We start from the raw sequence: 1,280 nt of genomic DNA, 5'->3' as shown, positions 1-1,280 counted from the left end.
ACCGAGTTCTTCGCCATCGGGACGGCGGTGCGCCCGCTGTACGACGACCACGTCATCGACCGGCCGGCCATGGTGGTGAGCCTCGATGCCTGAGCCGAAGCCCGGAACGGAGCCCGGGGCGGTGAACACGTTGACACTCAGTACTGACGACATCATCGCCGTTCCTATCGGTGAAGGTGCGGATATGAAACCGGTGCCAGCCAGTGATCTGGCTCGAGGGACTGCCCCCACCCTGGTTGACACACGGGGTGTGCAGTTTCAGGCCGCGTGTGCGGTCTGATGGAGCGTCTCATATTCGACGGGTGTCAGTCGACCGAGACCGCGTTGCCGGCGACGCCGGTGGTAGGTCTTCTCAATCCACTCGACGATCGCCAACCGTAGTTCCTCACGGCTGCTCCAGTGGCGCCGGTCGAGGACGTTGCGTTGCAGCAACGCGAAGAACGATTCCATCGCGGCATTGTCACCACATGCCCCAACCTTCCCCATTGATCCTTGTAAACCATTGCAGGTCAGCAATTCTACGAAGATTCCGGAACGGAACTGGCTGCCGCGATCGGAATGTACGACGGTGCCGTCCGGGTGGCGGAGCGCAATGGCATTTCGCAGCGCCGAACATGCCAGGTCCGCGGTCATCCGGTCGGCGATCGAATAGCCGACGATCCGGGTGGAGAAGCAGTCCTTGATCGCGCAGAGGTAGAGCTTGCCCTCGTCGGTCCAGTGCTCGGTGATGTCGGTCAACCACAACCGGTCGGGCTGCTGGGCGGTGAACTTCCGCCTGACGAGGTCGTCATGGACCGGGGGCCCGGATCGACGATGAAGTCCTCGCTTCTTGGTGAACACCGAGAAGATCCGCTGCTGCGAACACAGCCGGTGGACGCGGTTCTCGCCGGCGACGATGCCGTGGGTGGGTAGTTCGTCGGCGATGAACCGGTATCCGAACTCCGGGTCGCCGGCGTGGATATCGAGTGCGGCGTTGATCAGATGGGCATCGTCCCAATCCCGCTGTGAGACGGGATCGGTGTTCCACTTGTAGAACGCTTGCCGGGAGAATCCCAGCACCCGGCAGGTCACCGCGACGGCGATACCGTCGGCGGCAAGTTCACGGACCAGCGGGAACATCATTTTGGGTTCCCCTATGCTGTTCGTCAAGCAGCTGAGGGTCGCGGGTGGGCTTGGTAGGTGGTGCCGTCGCGGAGCATTGCGAAGAGGACGTCGCAGCGGCGACGTGCGAGTGCGACGAGGGCTTGGTTGTAGCTTTTGCCCTGGGCTCGTTTGCGGTC

General features: G+C 62.7%; 2 pseudogenes. Both read right to left on the bottom strand.

Annotation, left to right across the window (positions count from 1 at the left end):
• Positions 1–258: 258 nt before the first annotated feature.
• Positions 259–1,128 (bottom strand): annotated as a pseudogene (locus ACFWJO_RS39710) (IS3 family transposase); the annotation flags it as partial.
• 17 nt (positions 1,129–1,145) lie between these two features.
• A pseudogene (locus ACFWJO_RS39705) lies at positions 1,146–1,280 on the bottom strand (IS110 family transposase); the annotation flags it as partial.

The sequence above is a fragment of the Streptomyces sp. NPDC127092 genome, assembly GCF_042722475.1.
Classification (GTDB): domain Bacteria; phylum Actinomycetota; class Actinomycetes; order Streptomycetales; family Streptomycetaceae; genus Streptomyces.
Note: the sequence above shows the minus strand (reverse complement) of the source record. Positions and strands in the feature narration are given on the sequence as shown.